Raw genomic sequence first — 13357 nt, forward strand, 5'->3', positions numbered from 1 at the left:
AACCAGGATACAGCGAATAATGGACCGGTTTTCAGCCCTCAAAGCCTTTACCCGCGTTGTCGAAGCCGGCAGCTTTACCCGCGCCGCGGACTCGCTTGATATGCCCAACGCCACGCTCAGCAAAACCATCCAGCAACTGGAAGCGCACCTTGGGGTTTCCCTCCTGCAGCGCACCACCCGGCGTATTACCGTGACGCCGGAAGGACGGGAGTACTATGAAAAAGCCCGCTGTCTGCTGGAAGACCTGGAAGAGATCGACGCGTCTTTCAATACCGCCCACAATAAGCCGAAGGGCCATCTACGGATCGCCATCGGCGGGTCGACCGCGTGCGATGTGCTGATCCCGCTGCTGGCGGACTTTATGACCTCCTGGCCGGATATCCGTATCGATTTGCAGGTGGCCGATAAACCCGCGGACCTCATCAGCGGCAATATTGACTGCGCCATCCGCGGCGGTCCGATGGAAGACTCGACGCTGATCGCCCGTAAAATCGGCGAGGCGACGCTGGTCACCTGCGCCACCCCAGGCTATCTTCAGCGCTACGGCACCCCCGCCTCGCCGGATGAACTCCATCATGGCCACCGGCTCATCAGCTATCTGTCGCCGGCCAGCGGCAGAGCGTTCCCGTTTCGCTTTACGCGTCACGGCGTCAGCACCGAGCTGAAGACAGAGCCCCATCTCGGCATCAATGAGAGCAACGCGCATATTGCCGCTGGCGAGGCGGGCTTAGGCATTGTGCAGACGTTTACCTATTCGCTGAAACCGGCGCTGGCGAGTGGTGAACTGGTGGAGATCCTCAGCGCCTGGCGCCCGGCCCCCTATCCCTTTCACGTCATCTATGCCCGGCACCGGCACGTGCCGCCCCGGCTCCGCGTCTTTATTGACTGGCTGGCGGCGGTGTTTCCGGCCGCGGTACGGGGATAGCGCGCGTTATCTGACGCGGAGCAGGTCGCCGTATCGTGTGGTGTAGCGCGGCGAGAGCATCTCCCGCTTCATCTGCCACTGCTGCTGGATCCCCTGGCCGGCAAAATAGAGCGCGCCCTTGCCATTTTTCGCATTCAGCTGGTCGAGCACCTGCATCAGCCTGGCGCTGTTCTGTCGTGGAGCAAGCTCGTCGAACAGATTCAGCTGGGCGACGCCCTGGCTGTAGAAATCGCTGAGCATCACGCCGGCCTTCTGATAGCGATGCCCCGCTTTCCAGATAGCATCCAGACAGCTCGTCGCCGCGGCGATAATATCCCGGGAGTCCTGCGTCGGCGTCAGCAGCTTTAGCGAGGCGCTGTTGCCATAATAGGGTTCATTCAGCGCGAAGGGACTGGTTTTGACAAAGGCGGAAACAAACCGGCAGTACTGATGTTCGCCGCGCAGCTTTTCTGCCGCCCGTGCGGCATAGCTGCAGATCGCCTGGCGCATATCCTCATAGGCCGTGATGCGATCCCCGAACGAACGGCTACAGATAATTTCCTGCTTAGCGGGGGCAAACTCCTCCAGCGCCAGGCAAGGCTCGCCGCGCAGCTCCCGTACCGTTCGCTCGAGGACCACCGTGAAATGCTTGCGGATAAAGCGGATATCGCTCTCCGCCAGCTGGAGTACTGTGCCGATCCCCATAGCTTCGAGCTTTTTGCCGATCCGCCGCCCGATACCCCAGACCTCACTCACCGGCAGCAGCGCCATCAGCTTCCGTTGCCGCTGCGGGCAGGATAAGTCCACCACCCCGCCCGTCTGCCGCTGCCACTGCTTCGCCGCGTGGTTGGCCAGCTTCGCCAGGGTTTTGGTCGGCGCGATCCCGACGCCCAGCGTCAGATGGGTGCGCTGTAGCACCGTGGCGCGGATTTCCCGGCCAAAGTCGGTCAGATCTCTGCAATGGCGCACGCCGCTGACATCGCAAAAGGCCTCATCGATACTGTAAATTTCGCAGCGCGGGACGAGCTCTTCCAGGGTGGTCATCACCCGGTTGGACATGTCGGCATACAGCTCATAATTACTGCTGAACGCCACGACGCCGTAGCGAAGAAACGCCGCCTTCTGCTTAAAGTAGGGTTCGCCCATTTTCACAAACGGCTTCGCCTCCGCCGAGCGGGCGATCACGCAGCCGTCGTTGTTCGACAGCACCACCACCGGCCGCCCCTTCAGGTCTGGCCGGAAGGCGGTCTGACAACTGGCATAGAAGGCGTTCACATCACAATGCGCGAACATGATCAGCCCGCCGCCTTGATGATGTAGGTCACGACGCCGAAAATATCGAGCGTCTCCTCGCGGCCGACCACGATGGGCGAATAGGCCGGGTTCATCGGGTTAAGCTGCACTCGCGGCAGAAGTTGCAGCTTTTTTACCGTAAATTCGCCGCCGACGGCGGCAATCACGATATCGCCATGCTCCGCTTTACGCGCGCTGTCCACCACCAGCAGATCGCCTTCGTCAATACCGGCATCGATCATGCTGTCGCCAGCGGCTTTGACAAAATAGGTCGCGCTGGGATGCTGCACCAGTAGCTCGTTGAGGTCGATTCGCTTCTCGACATAGTCCTGAGCCGGGCTGGGAAAGCCGCACTGCACCAGGTCGGCAAAAAAGGGAAAGGAGATAATCTGACGTAGCTCAACCGGCGTGTAAAAGTTCATTTTTCAACCCACCACATAATACTGAATATATATACAGTAGTTTTGCCGGTTTTGTCGGTCAATATAGGCGCTGGCTATCAATCGCTAGCACTGAGATAACTCCTTGATGTCACTAAAGGTCGCTTTCGGCGGTGGCGAACCGTTTGTTGCTTTTGCGCACAGCCCGGTCGCCGCGCGAGGTGGCGGATGAGAAGCGCCGCGGCATTCGCTTGACACTGTACATTAATACAGTAAAACTATCGCCCGCGATCAGCATACAGAGGACAGAAGATGTTTGTGGAACTGATTTATGACAAGCGCAATTTTGCCGGGTTGCCGGGCGCCAGAGAGACCATTCTTAACGAGCTGACCAAACGCATGCAGCGCATTTTTCCGGAGGCGGAAGTGCGCGTGAAGCCGATGATGACGCTGCCCGCGATCAATACCGACGCCAGCAAGCATGAAAAAGAGCTGATCAGCCGCACGGTGCAGGAGATGTTTGAAGAGGCGGATATGTGGCTCACTGAAGAGTGATGCCGCCTATCGTTCGCGGCAGCCATCTCTTTAAGAGCTTTCCCGGATGTGGCAGAGCAGCGGGCAACAGTACAATAGCGGCGGTTGCAGACTGGCAATGCAACCTTCGCTCACCTGCTGGCTCTTGCATACGGCCAGCAGGTGAGCTTCCCGGGCATGCCTGCTGGCCCTTCCTCATCGCCCTCACAGCGTCTCCGGTAGCGCCGCTATAATTTTATCCACCAGTTCGTGATGCTCATGCACCTTCCCGCATTTAACAATAATCTGTCTGGCGTTGTCATAGCCCGGGGCCCACAGCCGATTATTAAGCAGAACGTCCTTATAGACCGCGATCAGCGGTTTGTTCCACGCCGCCGCCATATGCACCACCGAGGTGTCCGGGGAGATAATCAGCTCCGCCTGGGCAATCAGCGCCATCGCATGGTGCAGCGTATTAAACGGGTTAATCACCACCTCCGGCGGCAGCGGGAGGCGGATCTCGCGCCGGTGATCGAGCAGAATAACCGCCAGCTCCGGATGGCGAGCCCGCAGCTTGTCGAGCAGTTCGGCCAGCTGCGTCTGAGACAGGCTGCGGTCGGCGTGGCCGGCAAAAATATTAATCACCACTGCTTTTCCGCTTAGCGACGCCAGATACTGCGCAACCTCCTGCATAATTTGCCCGGGAACCGCCAGGTCGTAACCGTCCAGCCCGCGAGTGTCCAGTTTGAGATAATCGGCGATCAATGCGAATGTCTTCGTCACGTGCCAGCGCTGGCAGTCAAAATCAAACGAGTGGGAGTAGTGCTTAATCGATGGCCATTTATTAAACCCGAGCACTGATTTGGCTTTTATTTGTCGGAAAAGCCGCAGGCGATGCACGGGAATATCGAATAACGAAGGGTCAATAATAATATCGTACTTATTATTAGCCAGTTCATTAATAACATCACGAGGAACGTTATGGTTAAATTTACGCAAAAAATCGGCGGAATTGACCGGTTCGGCTTCATAAATATGGCGGATCCGCGGGTTATAACGCATCACCTGGCTGTTGGATGTCGTTAGCAGAAAATCAACGATATAGCCTGACTCATGCAGGCATTTCACCAGCGCAGAGTCTACCACCACATCGCCGACCGCCCCCTCATTGCGCATCAGTAAGACGGTTTTCGCGGACGACAAATCCACCGGCTGACGGCGTCGGCGATCCCAGAGCGCTTTCGCCACTCCCACCCGCAGGGCATTACGTACTTTCTTAGTAAAGTAATTTCGCCGTCTGTTGAGCTCCCTTATTTTATTAAACTTCTTGCGTGGGGAACCCTGCATGGTTGCATCGTGCATCATCCTAACCTCATTACGGCAATTATTAATATTCTGTGTCGTCCGATAGAGACTGAGCGAAATAAAAAAAGTTCGATTGAAAATAAAAATCATTCTTTTTTTTATTTACAAAACTCATCTGCGCCTGCGGGATTGCACCACAGCACTGTGAAGCAATAATGAGTGAATAGTGAATTTCCTGGCCCACCGTTGGCAGGCTGGCGCAACAGCGCTAAGCTGGCTGCTTTATGATGTCAGGAGGACGCTATGCTTGAAGCAGTAGAAGGTAATATCCACCAGCGGCTGTGCGCGCTGCTCGACGAGCACCGGGCGCGCTACCGGGTGATGGCGCACGACGCGGTCGGCCAGTGCGAAGCCGTCTCGGCGATCCGCGGCACCGCGCTTGGCCAGGGCGCGAAAGCGTTAGTCTGTAAAGTGAAAGGAAACGGCGTCAACCAGCATGTGCTGGCGATCCTCGCTGCCGATCGGCAGGCCGACCTCGCCAGCCTGGCCCGGCATATCGGCGGCAACAAAGCCTCGCTGGCCAGTCCGGCGGAAGTGGATGCCCTCACCGCCTGCGTGTTCGGTGCCATTCCCCCCTTCAGCTTCCATCCGTCGCTGCGGCTGGTGGCCGACCCGCTGCTGTTTGAGCGCTTTCCGCAAATCGCCTTTAACGCCGGACGCCTGGATCGGTCGATCATTCTCGATACCGAGGATTATTTACATATCGCCCGACCAGAGATCGTGACCTTTCGCCGCCTTAGCTAACCGGGCATCCGCCCAGATTTCCGCCGCATGGCGTAAAAATCCTGTTTATTCACGCCACGATGCGTAGAGTAAGCGGGATATTTTTTGGCATTCTTTTTTGGCAAGGACCTCTGTACATGTTTGATACCACCCTGTTGATCCTGCTGGGCCTGGCGGCGCTCGGCTTTATCAGCCATAACACCACCGTAGCGATCTCCATCCTCGTGTTGATTATCGTGCGCGTCACGCCGCTGAATACCTTCTTTCCCTGGATTGAGAAACAGGGGCTGACCGTTGGGATCATCATTCTGACCATCGGCGTGATGGCGCCTATCGCCAGCGGCACACTGCCGCCGTCAACCCTGATCCACTCCTTTATGAACTGGAAATCACTGCTGGCGATTGCGGTCGGGGTGTTTGTCTCGTGGCTCGGCGGGCGCGGTGTCTCCCTGATGGGCTCCCAGCCGCATCTGGTGGCCGGGCTGCTGGTCGGTACGGTACTCGGCGTTGCCCTGTTTCGCGGCGTCCCTGTCGGGCCGCTGATTGCCGCCGGGATCATCTCGCTGTTTATTGGGAAGTCGTAGCCAGGCTACCGTGATAGCGGCCCGGTGTCTGTCCGAGCCCTTTTTTAAACATGGTGATGAAGGCGGTGGTGGAATCGTAGCCCAGCGCCTGAGCCGTCTGCTGCACCGTCTGCCCACGGATCAGCAGCTGCAGGGCGAGGATCAGCTGCAGCTGATGGCGCCAGCGGCGAAAGCTCAGCCCCGTTTCGCGCACCACCAGACGGGCCAGATTCCGCTCGCTCATCGCGAACACCGCCGCCCACTGGCTCAGGGTCTGCCAGCGCGCCGGATCTTCGGCCATCATCGTCACCATTTGACGAATTTTCGGGTGGTTTGATACCGGCAGCTGCAGATGCTCCTGCGGTTGCCGGGGTAGCTCATCAAACAGAACCTGCACCAGCCGGGCCGTGGCGGGGGCGGCCAGCAACTCCCCGCCGCGCTCTGCCAGCGTAAGGATCAGCTCCCGCACCAGCGGCGAAATCTTTAACGTACAGCAGCGATCCGGCATCGGCGCGGCGCCCGGCTCGATGAACAGGAAGCATACCTGGGCGCCAGGCGTGGCGCGGTTACTGTGGGAAAGCTGTCCCGGAACCCACACCGCATACTGCGGCGGCACCATCCACATCGCGTTCTCTACCTCGCAGGTTAAGGCGCCGTGCAGGGCCAGGATCAATTGCCCCTTACGGTGGGAATGCGCCGGAATATACTGTTCCGCCTCCACTACCTGAATACGAAAGGCAATGGCCGATTCGTGGCCACTGTCCGGTTCATAACCATCCAGACCCAGTCCGATCATTGTGTTGTCCGATATTAGCGATAATCTGTCATTTTAGCTTGATTTAAACAGGGGACAAAGTCGCTATCGTAAGCCCCTCGTTAGTTACTTTGAGAATGATATGTCTTCTGTGATCTCCTCCACCGGCCGCCGCCCCGCGCTGCTGATTGCCGGTATCCTGCTCATCGCCACCACCCTGCGCGTGGTCTTTACCGGCGCGGCACCGCTGCTGGACGCTATTCGTAGCGACTATGGCCTGACCACTGCCCAGACCGGGCTGCTTACTACCCTGCCGCTGCTGGCCTTTGGCCTTGTCTCACCGCTGGCGGCAGGGGTTGCCCGCCGGTTCGGCATGGAGCGTAGCCTGCTGCTGGCGATGCTGCTGATCTGCGCCGGCATTGCCCTGCGCTCCCTGCCCTCCGCTGCGCTGCTGTTTATCGGCACGGCGGTGATCGGCTGCGGCATTGCGCTGGGTAACGTGCTGCTGCCCGGGCTGATTAAGCGGGATTTCTCCCAGCATGTCGCGCGGATGACCGGCGCCTATTCCCTGACGATGGGCGGCGCGGCGGCGCTTGGCTCGGCGCTGGTGGTCCCCGTGGCGACGGCCGGATTCGGCTGGCGCGGGGCGCTGTTGCTGCTGATGGTCTTTCCGCTGCTGGCGATCCTCAGCTGGCTGCCGCAGTCCCGGCGCCGGGCAGAAACGCCATTGACCGGCTCAGGCGCCATACATAACCGGGGGATCTGGCGGTCGGCGCTGGCCTGGCAGGTGACGCTCTTCCTCGGCATCAACTCGCTGGTCTATTACGTGATTATCGGCTGGCTGCCGTCGATTCTGCAGAGTATGGGCTATAGCGAAGCGCAGGCCGGCTCGCTGCATGGCCTGCTGCAGCTGGCGACCGCCGCGCCCGGTCTGGCGATACCGTTGATCCTGCATCGGCTGCGCGATCAGCGCGGGATCGCCGTGCTGGTCGCCCTGATGTGCGCCATCAGCGCCGCCGGGCTGTGGCTGTTGCCTGAGCTGGCGATCGGCTGGACACTGCTGTTCGGCTTTGGCTCCGGAGCCACCATGATCCTCGGCCTGACGTTTATCGGCCTGCGCGCCAGCTCGGCGCATCAGGCAGCGGCGTTATCGGGAATGGCGCAGAGCGTCGGCTATCTGCTGGCCGCCTGCGGGCCGCCGCTGATGGGCAGGATCCACGATGCCAGTGGCGACTGGCATATCCCGCTGATGGCGGTGGCGCTGATTTCGCTGGTGATGGCGGTTTGCGGCGCCCTGGCCGGGCGCGACCGGGAAATTCACGCCTGAAGATGACCGGCAGCGCCCGCTGCCGGTGGGTTTATTGTGCCGCGGCGCGAAGAAACGCCTGCACCAGCGGCGCGGGACGCCCGTCCAGCGCATGACGTTCATGCTGGAACAAGGTGGCGACAAAAAACGGGTGCGTCACCAGCTCGACGGCGCGGATCTCACCCTCCTCATCCCAGCCGGTGACGCGCAGATCGCCCTGCTCCAGCTCCGCCGCAAACGCGCTGCTCACGCCGTACCGGCAGTGGTAGCCCTCTTCAATGCTCTCCCGGCCATAGGCGCGGGCAATCAGCGTATTCGCCCGCAGCTCGACGACGGCAGAGGTCTCCACCAGCGAGCAGCTGAGGGGAGCGATCACCATCCGCCCTTCACTGTCGGTTTCCGCATGTCCGGCGTCCTGCCAGCCGAGCACGTTGCGGGCGTATTCAATCACCGCATGCTGAAAGCCGCCGCAGGTGCCGAGGAAAGGAATGCTGTTTTCCCGGGCATAGCGGATCGCGGTAAACGCGCCTTCCGGGTGACGATACGGGCTGCCGGGAACGACCCAGACGGCATCGTACTCCGCCAGCGCCTCGCCGGAGACAATCGACGGGGTGGCGAGCCAGTCATATTTCACCGGCTGCTCCAGCACGGCGGCGGCATCGTCTATCGCCAGGGGAATAGCCTGATGGGCAACAATATCGGGGTGATAATCGCCGACGAGGGCGAGGCGTAAAGGAGTATTCATAGCAGGTTCCTTATGTCTGGACGAGACGGGCAGCACAAGGCACGTCAGAATAGCGATCCCCCCGGCGGAACACAATCCTTATTTTCACCCCGCCGTCGTGGCTGACGGGTGAGGTATACTGGAGCAAGCGCGTAAGGGAGAAAGAATGAAAAGTAAGCTTTTGGTCAGCGCCTGCCTGATGGGATTCCAGGTGCGGTATAACGGTAGCGAGAAGGCACAGCTGGCGGCGACGCTGTCCCGCTGGCAGCAGGCGGAGCGGCTGGTGATCCACTGCCCGGAACTGGCGGCCGGTCTGCCTACACCTCGTCTGCCGGCGGAGATCGTCGGCGGCACCGGCGGGGATGTCCTTGCCGGGCGGGCACGGATCGTGGAAAGTGATGGCCGCGACGTTACCGGACATTATCAGCTGGCCGCCTGGCTGGCGCTCCACGCCGCCCGGGAAGCGGGCTGTCAGGCTGCGTTACTCACCGACGGCAGCCCCACCTGCGGCAGCCAGTTTGTTTATGACGGTTCCTTTCGCGCACGACGCAAAGCGGGCGCTGGGGTCGCGGCCGAGCTGCTGCGCGCCCACGGCATCACGGTATTTTCCGACGGGCAAATCCCGCAGTTGCTCGCCTGGATGGCACAGAGGGAGCAGGATGATGATTCAGTGTAAACGGGTGTATGACCCGCAGGAAAGCAGCGATGGCTATCGGGTGCTGGTCGATCGTCTCTGGCCGCGGGGGCTCAAAAAAGAGGCGCTGGCCTGTGATGAATGGTGCAAGGCGTTGTCGCCTTCCACAGAGCTGCGAAAAGCCTTTCACGGCGAGGCGATCGATTTCACCCACTTCAGCCAGCGCTATCGTCAGGAGCTCGACACCCATCGCGAAACAGGCCTGCGGCTGGCGGCGCTGGCGCAGCGCCAGCCACTGACGTTGCTATACGCTGCGAAGAACACCGAGCAGAATCATGCCCAGGTGCTGGCCGCCTGGCTGGCGGCCCTACCGGTTACGATTTAGCCGGATGGTCCCGGCGCCACAGCGCCCACTCGTCAAGAGTTTCGCCGCTGGGCAGTTTGCACTGGGTGCTGACGCCCTGCGGCGTTTGCACCGGCACCCGGGTACCGCCGGATTGCTGACAGTACACTGCCGCGGGATTGGGCATGCCGATGGTTTTCGTCGGCGCAGTGGGCTGCGGCTGGGCACAGCCGGCCAGCGCCAGGGGCAAAATAGCCAGTAACTTTTTCATCTTTTCTCCCTTTCTTCAATGTCCGGTAATTTTACCCCTAATCTTCACGTTTTCTCCATCTTGCCTGCACTTTTGCCCCGTAGAGTAGCCCCTGTTCTCGAACTGACCAGAGAACAGATCATTCCATAATCAATGAGTTTTTCCCCGTCGCCCCCGACGGGGCTTTTTTTTGGGATTTAATAAATTGAAATAAAAGGATTTATTTCAAAAGTGTCCACATATCGACCACATTGACAAGAATAGCCCCCTTCCAGGGGGGCTATTTTTATACTGCAAGACTAAGTTGACTGTTCCCGTAATGAGAAGCCGGGAAAGCGTCGCCGGGGATGAATCCTGGCGGCAATGGATCTGCGCTGGTTGAGCGCTTCGTTACTCTGCGCTCTACGGTGTTAAGTGTCGTGAATGACTCACTGCATTCAAGATTCTGGCATTGATGATATTGCCGGATGGTGAACTCGCTTAACCGGCGGCTGGTGCGGGTACGGGCGTTTGCGCCGCAGTAGGGACAAACAAACATGATGATCTCCCATAGGGAGTTGAACTCACGCCTATTATGGCCGCTACTGTTCAGTTTCTGCAATCCAGTCGCTTATTTTCGCCTCAAGCTCCATTTTCGTGGTAAATCCGTTATCACCGATCACATGTTCCGCTCTGGCAATTATCCAATCCTGAGTATCGATTTCAGGCTTAAAGCCCGACACGGTCAGATGCATACCCGGATATAAATCGGCGCGGCCGCGCGCCAGGGTTATCGAAAACTGTGCCACGCCTTTCTGGAGCTGTATCCATTTTGCCGCAGCTGCGCGCCTGGCCGCCGTTTCGTTCTGATAGGTTTTACGCAAAACATACACGTTACCTTCAGCGCCTTCCATGTAATCCCCCTCCGGCCGGCTGCTTTTCTCCTCAGCCTTTTTTCTGGCAGTATTTGTTTTGCGCTTAGTGACCTTGACCGGTTTTTTCTTGCCGAAATTAAGATCCAGCCAGTACGCCCTCACGCCGGTGTAAGCATCGCGATCGGCAATGCGGAACCTGTGACGATCTCCGCTGGCACGGGTTATCTCAGCCGATGGCAGCGCCCTACCGGATGCACTGACGCCGCCCCCAGGCAAGATAAACAGCAGACAGCCATTTTTCACGGTGGCAATGGCCCCCAACATCTCCGCCATGCGCGTTAAAAACGACATGTCACTCTCTTCGGTCTGATCCGCATGGTCGATCTCAATGTCGATCAGAGCCTCGCTAATCATCGGCTTCAGGTCATAGCGCCGGGCTATGGCCGATACCACCCGCTCTACCGTCACATCATGCCAGGACACCTCCCGCCTGACGTTCATCTCTTCGCGAAAATCAGCGCTGTGCGCGGTGATGTCGATAACATCCGGCGGCCCGCTATGCCCCACCTCGTCAACGGTGTAGAGACCTTTGTAGATCAACGCCTCACCCAGCCAGCCGATGGACACCGCCAGCTCCGCACCACGTGGGGGTAAATCTGTTACCCCGTCAGAGTCATCTACTGACAGGGTTAGCTGGTCAGCATCAAAACCGTTGTTATCTGTAACAGATAGCGAGGTGATGCGGTCGGCCAGTTCGGTCAGGGCAACCCCACCCAGCGTGATACTAAAATCCGGTGTTTTTACGACCTCACTTAATTTTTCTACATACGCTTCGGCTGCTGTTGTCAGCGTGTCTGCTATCGACATAACTCCCCCGTTTTTTGCTGATGATTCCATGCCCGCGCGCGGGGCTGAATCCCTTTTTGTTGTCAGCGAACGGGAAGACCGGCAACCAGGCGACGCCAGCAGACTTAACGTTGAATATTGCCCTGAACTTAAAGAGCAACATGATGGTGAACTTATGTCTGAAACTCGTTTTCACGGCGTCCGCTCTCGCGAAAATACCGACCTACAGCAGGCAATCAATGACATTGATTCCAGCGTGATTGGTATTGTTGCGGTTGCTGATGACGCCGATCCGGAAACCTTCCCGCTCAATACGCCGGTTCTGCTGACACGGGTACGTAACGTCCTCGGAAAGGCAGGTAAAACCGGGTCACTTTACAAAGTCCTCAAAGCCATTTCCGATCAGTGCAGCCCGCGCGTTGTAATTGTCCGGGTGAAAGAGGCTTCCGGTAACGGCGCCAGCCAGTCCCAGGCCGTTATTGGCGGAACAGATGGCGACAGCTATACGGGAATGTATGCCCTGCTGACGGCGGAAGCCAAAACCGGCTATCGTCCGCGCATCCTGGCGGTACCGGACTACGACACCGAGGAGGTAACGTCACAGCTTTGCGTGATTGCCCAGAATCTTCGGGCTTTTGTTTATGCCGGTTGTAACGGCTGCGCGACCATGGCGGAGGCTATTGCTTATCGCAAAACCTTCGCTTACCGCGAGCTGATGCTGATCTGGCCGGACTTCATCGCTTACAACCCCCTGACGGATGAAAACGAAACGTTTCCCGCCCCGGCTTACGCCTGCGGCCTGCGCGCCGCTATTGATAACAGCCAGGGCTGGCACAAATCGCTGTCGAATATTGTGGTGAATAACGTTCTGGGTATTTCGAAGGATGTGTTCTGGGCATTGCAGGCAGAAGACAGCGACGCTAACGAGCTGAACAACAACGAAATCACGACGCTTATCAAGCGTGACGGTTTCCGCTTCTGGGGTAACCGCACCACGGACACCGAAACCTACACTTTTGAGGTGTTTACCCGTACCGCGCAGATCCTGGCGGACAGTATTGCGGAGGCGCAATTTACCTCTGTTGACAGCCCGCTCACTCCGGCCAACGTGAAAGATGTGGTAAGCGGCATCCGCTCTGCTCTCAGCAAAAAAGTCACTGCCGGCCAGCTTATCGGCGCTGACTGCTGGTATGACACGCTGGACAACGGCACCACGGATTTGCGCCAGGGAAAACTGATTGTGCGCTATAGCTACAGCCCGGTCCCACCGCTTGAAGATCTGACGCTATACCAGACCTTTACTGATGATTTTTACGAACCGGCGTTCGCGTCGCTCGGGGGTGAATAATGGCTATTCCTCACAAACTGCGGCTTTTTAGCTGCTTTGTTAACGGCGACAACTATCTGGGAAAAGTGACCTCTTTCACTCGCCCCAAACTGTCACGAAAGGTAGAGGACTATCAGGGCGGTGGCATGCTGGGTGCGGTCGGTGTTGATCTCGGCCTTGAGGCTGGCGCGCTGGATTCCACCATTGTATTTGGTGGTGTCATCAAAGCATTGTTTCTCGAATACGGAGCAGAAATTGACGGCACGCGGCTGCGCTTTGCGGGTGAATATTTCACTGATGGCGAAAGCCAGCTTGTCGAGGTAGAGCTGCGCGGGCGATTTACTGAACTCGACGGTGGAGACTCAAAACAGGGAGAAGACACGGAGGAAAGCTACACCTTTAAATCCACCTACTACAAATTCTCCATTGATGATCAGCCCATTATCGAAATCGATCTGCTGAATTTCATCTACAAAAAGAACGGTCAGAACATGTTCCCGGACCGCATCACCTCCGCCCTTGGCATGGGCAATTAATAACCTTTCAGAGGGTGGCAAAGATGCCGCCCGGAGATTTTT

The 13357-nt window shown here is 58.3% G+C and carries 17 protein-coding genes and 1 pseudogene; 10 read left to right on the forward strand and 8 right to left on the reverse strand.

Translation table 11 applies throughout. The features are described 5' to 3' along the window. Positions 1-19 precede the first annotated feature (19 nt). Positions 20-925 (forward strand): LysR family transcriptional regulator, encoded by a 906-nt coding sequence (locus LGL98_RS15075; RefSeq protein ID WP_136035012.1) that lies wholly within the window; start codon positions 20-22, stop codon positions 923-925. A 6-nt stretch (positions 926-931) separates the two neighbouring features. Here LGL98_RS15075 and LGL98_RS15080 read toward each other — a convergent pair whose 3' ends face one another. Beyond that, positions 932-2197 carry a Y-family DNA polymerase gene (locus tag LGL98_RS15080; RefSeq protein ID WP_136035014.1) on the reverse strand — a complete coding sequence of 422 codons (1266 nt, stop codon included), beginning with the start codon at positions 2195-2197 and terminating at the stop codon, positions 932-934. A gap of 2 nt (positions 2198-2199) precedes the next feature. Then, a complete protein-coding gene (locus tag LGL98_RS15085; protein ID WP_136035017.1) occupies positions 2200-2619 on the reverse strand; it encodes a translesion error-prone DNA polymerase V autoproteolytic subunit in 420 nt (139 codons plus the stop codon). A gap of 270 nt (positions 2620-2889) precedes the next feature. Between LGL98_RS15085 and LGL98_RS15090 the strand changes: the two genes are divergently transcribed. Then, positions 2890-3132 carry a DinI family protein gene (locus tag LGL98_RS15090; protein WP_004203750.1) on the forward strand — a complete coding sequence of 81 codons (243 nt, stop codon included), beginning with the start codon at positions 2890-2892 and terminating at the stop codon, positions 3130-3132. Between the two features lie 183 nt (positions 3133-3315). Here LGL98_RS15090 and LGL98_RS15095 read toward each other — a convergent pair whose 3' ends face one another. Continuing rightward, positions 3316-4452, reverse strand: coding sequence for a glycosyltransferase family 9 protein (locus LGL98_RS15095; protein WP_168435436.1), 1137 nt, complete (start codon positions 4450-4452; stop codon positions 3316-3318). Here LGL98_RS15095 and LGL98_RS15100 point away from each other — a divergent pair. The 3 genes and pseudogenes from LGL98_RS15100 to LGL98_RS15110 all read left to right on the forward strand — a co-directional run bounded on the left by LGL98_RS15100 (position 4447) and on the right by LGL98_RS15110 (position 5762). Next, positions 4447-4603: pseudogene (locus LGL98_RS15100) on the forward strand (hypothetical protein). The gene LGL98_RS15095 and the pseudogene LGL98_RS15100 overlap by 6 nt on opposite strands. A gap of 95 nt (positions 4604-4698) precedes the next feature. After that, complete coding sequence (locus LGL98_RS15105) at positions 4699-5199, forward strand: YbaK/prolyl-tRNA synthetase associated domain-containing protein (RefSeq protein ID WP_136035021.1); 501 nt, start codon at positions 4699-4701, stop codon at positions 5197-5199. 116 nt (positions 5200-5315) lie between these two features. Beyond that, positions 5316-5762, forward strand: coding sequence for a DUF441 domain-containing protein (locus tag LGL98_RS15110; protein ID WP_012968512.1), 447 nt, complete (start codon positions 5316-5318; stop codon positions 5760-5762). Here the strand turns inward: LGL98_RS15110 and LGL98_RS15115 are convergent. Next, positions 5746-6537, reverse strand: coding sequence for an AraC family transcriptional regulator (locus LGL98_RS15115; protein WP_023297405.1), 792 nt, complete (start codon positions 6535-6537; stop codon positions 5746-5748). The two genes, LGL98_RS15110 and LGL98_RS15115, sit on opposite strands and share 17 nt — an antisense overlap. Before the next feature lie 109 nt (positions 6538-6646). Here LGL98_RS15115 and LGL98_RS15120 point away from each other — a divergent pair, with 109 nt between their 5' ends. After that, entirely contained in the window at positions 6647-7822 is a 1176-nt protein-coding gene (locus LGL98_RS15120; RefSeq protein ID WP_168435437.1) for a CynX/NimT family MFS transporter, read from the forward strand. A 31-nt stretch (positions 7823-7853) separates the two neighbouring features. Here the strand turns inward: LGL98_RS15120 and LGL98_RS15125 are convergent, their stop codons facing one another. Continuing rightward, complete coding sequence (locus LGL98_RS15125; RefSeq protein WP_136035025.1) at positions 7854-8546, reverse strand: CTP synthase C-terminal region-related (seleno)protein; 693 nt, start codon at positions 8544-8546, stop codon at positions 7854-7856. A 145-nt stretch (positions 8547-8691) separates the two neighbouring features. On the opposite strand from LGL98_RS15125, the gene LGL98_RS15130 reads away from it, so the two are divergent. Together LGL98_RS15130 and LGL98_RS15135 are read left to right on the forward strand one after the other, a co-directional pair. Next, on the forward strand, positions 8692-9201 hold the full coding sequence (locus LGL98_RS15130) for a 2-thiouracil desulfurase family protein (RefSeq protein ID WP_136035027.1): 510 nt from the start codon (positions 8692-8694) through the stop codon (positions 9199-9201). Beyond that, positions 9188-9544 carry a DUF488 domain-containing protein gene (locus tag LGL98_RS15135; RefSeq protein ID WP_136035137.1) on the forward strand — a complete coding sequence of 119 codons (357 nt, stop codon included), beginning with the start codon at positions 9188-9190 and terminating at the stop codon, positions 9542-9544. The genes LGL98_RS15130 and LGL98_RS15135 overlap by 14 nt, the downstream gene beginning before the upstream one ends. On the opposite strand, the gene LGL98_RS15140 is transcribed toward LGL98_RS15135, so the two are convergent. The 3 genes from LGL98_RS15140 to LGL98_RS15150 all read right to left on the reverse strand — a co-directional run bounded on the left by LGL98_RS15140 (position 9534) and on the right by LGL98_RS15150 (position 11473). Beyond that, positions 9534-9773 carry a putative hemolysin gene (locus tag LGL98_RS15140; RefSeq protein ID WP_004203736.1) on the reverse strand — a complete coding sequence of 80 codons (240 nt, stop codon included), beginning with the start codon at positions 9771-9773 and terminating at the stop codon, positions 9534-9536. The two genes, LGL98_RS15135 and LGL98_RS15140, sit on opposite strands and share 11 nt — an antisense overlap. A gap of 265 nt (positions 9774-10038) precedes the next feature. After that, positions 10039-10290: an ogr/Delta-like zinc finger family protein gene (locus LGL98_RS15145; RefSeq protein WP_004213128.1), complete on the reverse strand. Its 252-nt coding sequence runs from the start codon at positions 10288-10290 to the stop codon at positions 10039-10041. Between the two features lie 43 nt (positions 10291-10333). Continuing rightward, a complete protein-coding gene (locus tag LGL98_RS15150) occupies positions 10334-11473 on the reverse strand; it encodes a phage late control D family protein (protein WP_136035029.1) in 1140 nt (379 codons plus the stop codon). Between the two features lie 154 nt (positions 11474-11627). Between LGL98_RS15150 and LGL98_RS15155 the strand changes: the two genes are divergently transcribed. Both LGL98_RS15155 and LGL98_RS15160 read left to right on the forward strand, forming a co-directional pair. Beyond that, a complete protein-coding gene (locus LGL98_RS15155; protein ID WP_136035031.1) occupies positions 11628-12800 on the forward strand; it encodes a phage tail sheath subtilisin-like domain-containing protein in 1173 nt (390 codons plus the stop codon). Continuing rightward, positions 12800-13315 (forward strand): phage major tail tube protein, encoded by a 516-nt coding sequence (locus LGL98_RS15160; RefSeq protein WP_004216461.1) that lies wholly within the window; start codon positions 12800-12802, stop codon positions 13313-13315. Before LGL98_RS15155 ends, LGL98_RS15160 begins: the two co-directional genes overlap by 1 nt. The last annotated feature ends 42 nt before the right edge of the window (positions 13316-13357 follow it).

The organism is Klebsiella africana (assembly GCF_020526085.1).
Taxonomy (GTDB): domain Bacteria; phylum Pseudomonadota; class Gammaproteobacteria; order Enterobacterales; family Enterobacteriaceae; genus Klebsiella; species Klebsiella africana.